6 protein-coding genes are annotated in these 6781 nt (G+C 73.3%); 3 read left to right on the top strand and 3 right to left on the bottom strand.

Annotated elements, in window-relative coordinates; translation table 11 throughout:
• From MFF54_RS17465 to MFF54_RS17475, 3 genes are all read left to right on the top strand, one after another.
• The coding region (locus MFF54_RS17465; protein WP_238304088.1) for a 2,3-bisphosphoglycerate-dependent phosphoglycerate mutase at positions 1 to 627 on the top strand (627 nt) is incomplete at its 5' end.
• Between the two features lie 20 nt (positions 628 to 647).
• Entirely contained in the window at positions 648 to 1295 is a 648-nt protein-coding gene (locus MFF54_RS17470) for an alpha-ketoglutarate-dependent dioxygenase AlkB (RefSeq protein ID WP_238304093.1), read from the top strand.
• 198 nt (positions 1296 to 1493) lie between these two features.
• Positions 1494 to 2468, top strand: a complete 975-nt coding sequence (locus MFF54_RS17475) for a hypothetical protein (protein WP_238304089.1) — start codon at positions 1494 to 1496, stop codon at positions 2466 to 2468.
• On the opposite strand, the gene MFF54_RS17480 is transcribed toward MFF54_RS17475, so the two are convergent.
• From MFF54_RS17480 to MFF54_RS17490, 3 genes are read right to left on the bottom strand one after another with little or no spacing between them, the layout of a single operon-like run.
• On the bottom strand, positions 2461 to 4743 hold the full coding sequence (locus MFF54_RS17480) for a putative glycosyltransferase family protein (RefSeq protein WP_238304090.1): 2283 nt from the start codon (positions 4741 to 4743) through the stop codon (positions 2461 to 2463). The genes MFF54_RS17475 and MFF54_RS17480 overlap by 8 nt on opposite strands.
• Complete coding sequence (locus MFF54_RS17485; RefSeq protein ID WP_238304091.1) at positions 4740 to 5462, bottom strand: class I SAM-dependent methyltransferase; 723 nt, start codon at positions 5460 to 5462, stop codon at positions 4740 to 4742. Before MFF54_RS17485 ends, MFF54_RS17480 begins: the two co-directional genes overlap by 4 nt.
• The gene (locus tag MFF54_RS17490) at positions 5444 to 6613 is read right to left on the bottom strand and encodes a glycosyltransferase family 2 protein (protein WP_238304092.1); all 1170 of its coding nucleotides are present in this window, start codon (positions 6611 to 6613) and stop codon (positions 5444 to 5446) included. The genes MFF54_RS17485 and MFF54_RS17490 overlap by 19 nt, the downstream gene beginning before the upstream one ends.
• Positions 6614 to 6781 lie beyond the last annotated feature (168 nt).

A 6781-nucleotide genomic window follows, 5' to 3' on the forward strand; every position in this document is an offset into this window, starting at 1 on the left:
CGCCTGCTCGTCCTCGCTCGGCACGGCCAGAGCGAGTGGAACCTCAAGAACCTGTTCACGGGCTGGCGCAACCCGGACCTCACCGCGCTCGGCGTCGAGGAGGCCCGCAAGGCCGGGCGCTGGCTGAAGAGCGAGGGCTACGGCTTCGACGTCGCCTTCACCTCCGACCTCGGCCGGGCGCAGCGCACCTGCGCGCTGATGCTGGAGGAGATGGGCAGCACCGACATCGAGGTGATCCGCTCGCAGGCGCTCAACGAGCGCGATTACGGCGAGTTGTCGGGCCTCAACAAGGACGATGCCCGCGAGCGCTGGGGCGCCGAGCAGGTCCATCTCTGGCGCCGCTCCTACGATGTGCCGCCCCCCGGCGGCGAGAGCCTAAAGGACACGGCCGCCCGCGTGCTGCCCTTCTACATCGAGCGCATCCTGCCCCGCGTGATGGCGGGCGACCGGGTGCTGGTGGCCGCGCACGGCAACTCGCTGCGCGCCCTCGTGATGGTGCTCGACCATATGACGACGCAGACCATCGCCGGGCTCGAGATCGCGACCGGCGTGCCGCTGGTCTACCGGCTGGCCAGCGACACCACGGTGGCCGCGAAGTCGGTGCTGGAACGGGACATCGACGTCTGAGCACGCATCGGGGCAGCGGGATCGAACTGGCGCCGGGGCTGATCCACCACCCCGGCTGGCTCGATGCCGCGGCGCGCGCGGCGCTCGGGGCGGAAGTCGCCGCGGTGCTCGCCGCCGCGCCGGCCTACACGCCCCGGATGCCGCGCACCGACAAGCCCTTCTCGGTGCGGATGACCAATGCCGGGCCGCTCGGATGGGTCTCGGACCGCGCCGGCTACCGCTACCAGCCGCAGCACCCCGTGACGGGGGAGCCCTGGCCGTCGCTGCCGCCGACGGTGCTCCGGGCCTGGATGGAGTTAGCCGGCTACGCGGCTCCGCCCGAAGCCTGTCTGATCAACCTCTACGGTCCCGAGGCCCGGATGGGTTTGCACCAGGATCGGGACGAGCAGGATCTCGCCGCGCCCGTGCTCTCCCTGTCGCTCGGCGCGCCCGCCCTGTTCCGCTACGGTGGCCTGAGGCGGACCGACCCGACCCGCTCGGTGCGGCTGCAGCCGGGCGATGCCCTGGTGATCGGGGGGGCCTCGCGGCTGATCTTCCATGGGATCGACCGCATCCTCGCGGCGGGCGACCTGCTCGATCCGGGCGAGATCCCCCTGCCGGGTATCCCGCCCGGCTGGCGCCTCAATCTCACCGCCCGGCGGGTGAGTCCCTCGGCCTCGACCCGCTGATTTACCGACGGGATACCCGAGGCATACTCGTGCGGTACCGCGCGCGTTCAGGCGGCCGCGCCGCGAGGCCGCGGCTTTATCGGCGGTGCATTGGTCGCAGGCCGGGGACCGCGGCTTGACAGCGGCCGGGCGTGGACCGACCCACTGTCCCGAGAAGGGGCCCGTTCGGCGAGGCCCGATCCGAAGAGTCAGGTTCCGATGCGGTTGCGGCACATCACGCAGGGTCTGGGCGTCGTCGGGCTCGTTCTGGCGCTGTCGGTCCCGTTGGGAACCCCGCTCCCGGCCCACGCGGCCGAGGCCGTCTTCCCGGCGGGCTCCCGCTTCGGCTTCCAGCCGCCCGCCGACATGGTGCCCTCGCGCCGCTTCGCCGGATTCGAGCGGCGCGAGGGCGGCGCCACGCTCTCGGTGGTGGAGCTGCCCCCGAACGCCTTCGCGGAGCTCGTCACCAACTTCACCGACGCGAACCTGCTCGCGCAGGGCTTTGCCGTGGAGAAGCGCGAGCCGATGAAGATCGGCGAGGCGGAGGCCATGCTGTTCACGGGCGAGCAGCCGAGCGCCCCGGGCACGGAGGGCCCCACGGTCCGCAAGCTCCTGCTCCTCGTGGGCGATCCGAGCGTGACGGGCATGATCGTCGCCCAGGCGCTGCCCGACACCGAGACCGAGGCGAGCCTCAGGGCGCTGATCACGAACGTGACGATCCGCCCGCCCCTGAGCCTCGCCCAGCAGGTGGACGCGCTGCCCTTCCGCATCGCCGATCCGGCGGGCTTCCGTCCGGTGCGGGTGCTGGCCGGAAACTCCGTGCTGATGACCGAGGGGCCGAAGGACCAGACGCTCAGCGTGGAGCAGCCGATCCTGGTGCTCGCCCAGGCGGTGCAGCAGCCACCGGCCGCCGAGCAGCGCGACGGCTTCGCCCGCAGCGCGCTCTACGCGAACCAGACCATGAAGGACTTCGTGATCGAGCGCGCGCAGAGCTACCGCCGCAATGGTGTCGACTGGCACGAGATCGTGGCCCGCGCCGTGGACGTGCCGTCGAGCAAGCCCATCGTGGTGGCGCAGACCATCCGTTTCGCTCCGGACGGCTACCTGCGCGCCGTCGGCATCGTGCGCGAGGACCAGCGCGACGGCACGCTGGCGAAGTTCCGCCAGATCGTCGACAGCGTGCAGATCAGGTAGCGGCCGCCGTCGGCCGCCGCAGCAGCCGCCGCGGCGTCCGACGGCTCGTCCGCTGCGTCCCGAGCGTCCAGGCCGCGAGCGCCACGAGGGCGAGCGCGGCCAGGGCGAGTCCGAGGCCCAGGCCCCGCGGCCGATAGCGCAGCACCAGCTCGCCGGTCCCGGCCGGGACCACGACGCACGGCAGGATATCGTTGACGATCTCGACGGTGAGCGGCTGCCCGTTCCACGTGGCCTGGTAGCCCGGATACCAGGCCCGCGCCCATACGAGACGGCCGCCCGCGCCGGCCAGCCCGTAGCGAGCCTCCCGGGCACCCTCCGCGGCCGAGATGATCTCCGCGCCGTCCGGCAGGCGCGACAGGGTACCGGGCAGGCCCGGTGACGGCCGCTCGAACAGGGTCCCACCCGCGACGGATCGATGGGTCCAGCCGGCGCCGGCCGCGACCGCGAACGCCTCGGCCCGCGGCCCCGCCTGCGCGGTCACGCGGGTCACGCGGGCGAGATCGAGGCTGTTCGCGCCGGTCACGGGATCCGGGCGCGTCCAGCGCTCGGCCGCGTCGGGGCAGGACCCCCCGATATAGTCCAGGCAGAGGGCCCCGAAGCCCTTGCCGCGCATCGGCGAATAGCCGGCGATCGCGGCGTCGCCGGTGTGGAGCACGGCATTGCCCTGGGGGAAGGCGAGGTACAGCGCGGGCGTGGCATCGCCGATCCTCGCCCCCCTGAACAGGGCGCGCTCGAACAGGAGCAGCGCCGCGTCGCCCTGTTGCAGACGGGGCTCGGCGCGATAGGCCGTCCGCTCCATCGGCGGCCGCCAGTCCGGCAGCGCGCTGTTCTCCGGAAAGAGACTGGTCAGCGCCGCGAACAGGGCGATGTGGCTCGCCCCGAGGGCGATCAGCCCCATCCGGGTCCGCGGTCCCCCGCCGCGGAGGATGATCAGCACGATCAGGGCGACCGGCAGGAGGAGGGCGAGATTCAGGCCGATCGCGGGACTGAGCGGGAGGCCCGCCAGGACGCCCGCGCCGAGGATCAGCGCCAGCGCAGAGCGGGCGGACCAGCCGTGCCCCGGCTGGCTGAGGAACCACGCGCCCAGGACCGCGCTGCCGATCTGGAAGTAGGGCAGGAAGCGGAAGGGCCAGCGCAGCTGGGACACGCCCGGCGCGGCGGCCAGGAGGCCGAGGACGAGGGTCGCGGCGAGGAGGAGGGCGGCGCCGGCGCCCCCGGGCGTCCGCAATCGCGACCACGCGCCGTGCAGCAGGGCGACCGGGATCCACCAGCCCACGTAGTGCATCGGCGGCGAGGCGATGAGCGAGAGGCCGTCGAAGGTCGTCCAGGCCTGCGGGAAGAGGGGCACCCCGATCGCCACGAGCGTCGGGAGCGGCGTCTGCCACTGGTGGGGGTCGAACGAGGCCGCCAGCCGCGCGGTGCTGCCGATGGCGGCCGCGAGCGGCATCCAGGCGGGCGCTGCGAGCGCGAATCCGAGCCCCGTCGCCAGCAAGACCCGGATGCCGGCACGCCGATCCGCCCCGGTGGTCCCCCCGGGATACGCCCCTGCGACCAAGCACGCCCCCACCCCCGCCAGCAGGGCGGCGTCCGCGAAGGGCCAGCCGCTCGCCACCACGAGGAAGACCGCCAGGGCCGCGGGCGGGACGAAGCGGCCGTCCCGCCCGGCCCACATCAGGAAGGCGGCCGCCCAGGTGAGCCAGGCCGCGCTGACGAGGCCCGGCACCCAGCTCACCGCACCCCAGTCGACGATGCCGAAACAGGTCGCTCCCGCGAGGCCGCCGAGCACGGCGAAGGGCCGGCCGGTGCCGATGCTGCGCCCGAGCGCGTAGGTGCCCGCGCCGAGGAGCCCGATATGGAAGACGGCGTAGAAGGCCGCCGCCCGGTCGAGGCGCTCGAAGCCGTCGAGCACGAGGTAGAGCGCGAGGCAGACCGGGTTGAACACGCCGTACTGGTACTCGGCAAGGAACGCGCCGCCCTGGAACAGGCGCGGCGTGAGGAACGGCCACTCCCCCGATCGGATCAGCCGGGCGATCTCCAGAAAGCCGGGCAGGAAGTAGGCTTGGGCATCGTCCCTGAAATAGAAGCCCGGCTCGTGCAGGAGGGGGATCGCCGCGGTCGCGGCGGCAAGGCAGGCGGCCAGGACCGCATGGCCGATCTCGGCGCCGGCACGGGACCGGCGGCTCCCGGAGACCGCCCGGCCCGAGATTGCCCGGCCCGAGATTGCCCGGCCCGAGAGCGCCGTCCGTCCGGCGAGCGGCCCGCTCCCGGCCGTCATCGTGACCACACCCCCAGGACCGACTTGCCCGCCCGGTAGCCGAGGAGCGGATCGAGGCGGCGCGAGAGCGGCACCATCAGCCGGTCCCAGACGGCGATCTGCCCGGACGTCGGCATCGCCTGACGCAGGAGCGCGGCGTTGGCGAGCGAGGCGGCCAGGCCGACGCTGTCGAGGTAGCGCAGCCGCACGAGCCTGAGGCCTTCGGGCGCGACCGCCCGAAGGCTGGCGCGCGTGTAGCGCCGCTCGTGCCCGATCGCCGCGTCGAAGGGGGAGTAGAGGCGGGGGTGGGCGGGTGCGAGCACCACGAGGGCGCCGCCGGGCGCGAGGGCCGCCGTCGCGCGGGCGAGCTCCTCCCGGTCCTCTCGGATGTGTTCGAGGACGTCGATGTACAGGATCGCGTCGTAAGCCTCCGCCGCGCCGCAGGATGCGAGCGTGCCGTGGCACGCGCGGACATGCGCCGGCAGCGTCCCGTCCGCCACCTTCGCGCCGATGGCGGCGGCGAAGCGGCGGTCCGGCTCGAGGCAGGTCCAGTGCGTGACGCCTGGCCGACAGGCCAGGACCTCCGCGGTCGCGCCGAGCCCGGCCCCGACATCGAGCACCCGGCCGCGCAGGAACGGTGCGATCGCGCCCGACCAGTAAGCCTTCCAGGATCGGGCCGCCGCGAAGAGGTCGAGCTCGGTGCCGACGTAGCCGTCCGCGGTCAGGAGGCCGCTTTCCATCTGGCTTCTTCCCTTGTGGCCGCTTGCGACGGCGCCTCGTCCGGTGCCGCCTCTTCCGGAGCCGCCTGGCGGACGGGGTGGGACATCCTCTGCGCGGGATCCGCGCGGGGAACCAGGAAGCGCTCCGCCTCCCGGGCCGGCACCACCTCGGACAGGGAGCGGCGGTTGAGGTGCGCGGCCGCGGAGGCGAGCGCGAGGAGAGCCGCCTGGAGCAGCGCGACGAGGAGCAGCCCGGCCGCGCTCGTGGCCCAGCCCGGCACGGCCATGTCCGTGCAGAAACGGATCGCGACCACGGCGATCAGCGCGGCGACGAGGCCGCCGGAGAAGAGGCCGAGGGCGATCAGGAGCCGAACGAGGCAGACGTCTTCGAAGACCGCGATCGCGTTGAGCCCGTGCCGGATCAGGCCGGTCAGGTTCATGCTGGAGCGGCCTGCATAGCGCCTGCCCCGGTCCAGGCGCACCCGGTGCAGAGGTAGGCCGGATCGCAGCAGCGTCGCGGCGAAATGGCTCCACAGCGCCGGGCTGTGAACGAGGCGGGCGAGCGCCCGCGGCGGGATCACGCAGTAATGCCCGAAATCGATCGTCTTGCCGGTGCCGAGCAGGAAGAAGGCCTTGAACAAGCCGTAGCCGAGGGCGAAGCGCGCGCCCTCGAAGCGGCGGCCGCGGCGCACGCAGACGATCGCGTCCGGATGCGCCGCGCTGGTCTCCAGAAGGTAGGGGATGTGTTCCGGACGATCCTCGCCGTCCCCGTCCATCACGATCACGGCGCGGTAGGAGGCCGCGTGCGCGTGCGCGACGGTGAGGCCGACCGCGATGGCGCGCTGGTGCCCCAGATTGGTGACCAGGGTCGCGCAGCGGAGGTGGATGCGCGGCGCCGTATCGCCGATGGTGCGCAGCGTCTCGTCCCCGCTCTGCCAGGAGCCGTCATCCACCACGATGACCTCGGCCGTCAGGTTCTGCGCCTCGCAGACGGCCTCGATCGCCTGGACGAGGTGCCGGAAGGCCTCCCAGTCGTTGTAGACCGGAACGACGATGCCGATGGGCAGCGCCTCCCGCCCCGGGGCCGCGCGCAGGCCGGCCAGTTCCCGGGCGGCTCTGGCGAGGCGGTCCCGAGGCAGCTCCGTCGATGCGTCGACACCGTCCCTCATCATCCCCCCAGGGCGCCGTCGATCCGCCTGCGCCGATCCGGGCGGCGAGCGGCCGATGCGTGCCGTCCGACGCCCGATCCGGCTCGAAGCGGCAGGATGGCGAAACGCAGTTAAGGACGGATGTAGGCCGGGGGCGGACCGACCCGCCTGCCGCGAAGGCGGTCGTGCGAA

This window comes from Methylobacterium gregans, assembly GCF_022179245.1.
GTDB classification, from domain to species: domain Bacteria; phylum Pseudomonadota; class Alphaproteobacteria; order Rhizobiales; family Beijerinckiaceae; genus Methylobacterium; species Methylobacterium gregans.

What these genes read in the sequence shown, in the direction of transcription:
- MFF54_RS17485 (WP_238304091.1), bottom strand. Translation starts at nt 5,462, where the DNA reads ATGGAAAGCGGCCTCCTGACCGCGGACGGCTACGTCGGCACCGAGCTC.
- MFF54_RS17475 (WP_238304089.1), top strand. Translation starts at nt 1,494, where the DNA reads ATGCGGTTGCGGCACATCACGCAGGGTCTGGGCGTCGTCGGGCTCGTT.
- MFF54_RS17490 (WP_238304092.1), bottom strand. Translation starts at nt 6,613, where the DNA reads ATGATGAGGGACGGTGTCGACGCATCGACGGAGCTGCCTCGGGACCGC.
- MFF54_RS17480 (WP_238304090.1), bottom strand. Translation starts at nt 4,743, where the DNA reads ATGACGGCCGGGAGCGGGCCGCTCGCCGGACGGACGGCGCTCTCGGGC.